The following is a 976-nucleotide window of genomic DNA, read 5'->3' as shown; positions in this document are numbered from 1 at the left end:
GAAGTGAGTAGCTAATTACTAAATTCGTGTGTTCATCTTTTTTCAGTATTGCGCTTTCTCCATTTTTTAGTTTAAGACTCAATATCTGTTTTTGAAGCATTTGCTTTTCATTCTTTATTCTTGCTCCAAGTATAAACTCGTAGCCTTCACGCTGTAGATCACTTATGTTATTACTGGAAAGAAGACCGGAATCTGCAATTACGACCATTTTATCAAGCTTATGCTTCTTTTTAAAGGCATTAATAACAGGAAGCATTGTGTGGCCCTCAAATTTATTCCCTTCGAATATTTCATAGGCTAAGGGATAACCCCCAACACTTACCAATAATCCTAAAACAATCTGTGGATTCTGATGCCGTCCCTCTTTTGAAAAACCAGTCTTTCGCAAATCATCCTGATCATCGATTTCAAAGTAAAGGGTGGTTACATCATAAAATACAATGCTCATTTGATTATTAAGTATCCGTAATGTATGCTGATAGCTAATCTGCTGGACTAAATCTTTCTGCTTATTGTAAAGTTTATCCAGGTACCGGTATATGCGGTCTTCATCAATTTCAATTCCATGATATTTTTTGAGATAATCAATAGTGCGTACCTTACTTACAGGAAAGCATAGCCTGGACAAAACAAGTTTTCGGAACAAATCGTCTTTAATCTTAGCAAAGCCGATCTCATCGAAAAGTTTTCCAAGCAATAGCTCGGTTCCAGCAACTGTAACCTGCTGGATATTCGAAATAAACTTATCGAAGGCATCCTGGGTGCCGGAAAGATCAATCTCTGCTTGCCCAAGTTGGCTTTTAATCCAGTGCTCTCCTTCTTTAACAAGCGTTTCTACTCGGGAAATAGAACTTGAGCTGCCCAAGGTTTTTATCATCTTGTATTTGCCAGAGCTCTTATCAATGACCTGAACACTGATCACTCCACTTTTATTCTTCTTTTGTCGAACAAACATCAACATAAATATAAGGCAAAA

The 976-nt window shown here is 37.1% G+C and carries 1 protein-coding gene; it reads right to left on the bottom strand.

The window, feature by feature from the left end:
* Nucleotides 1–955 (bottom strand): IS1634 family transposase (locus tag R2S57_RS30365; protein WP_316848658.1); only part of this gene is annotated, 955 nt, incomplete at its 3' end.
* Nucleotides 956–976: the final 21 nt, after the last annotated feature.

The organism is Pedobacter psychrodurus (assembly GCF_032678585.1).
In the GTDB taxonomy this organism is placed as follows: Bacteria; Bacteroidota; Bacteroidia; order Sphingobacteriales; family Sphingobacteriaceae; genus Pedobacter; species Pedobacter psychrodurus_A.
Note: the sequence above shows the minus strand (reverse complement) of the source record. Positions and strands in the feature narration are given on the sequence as shown.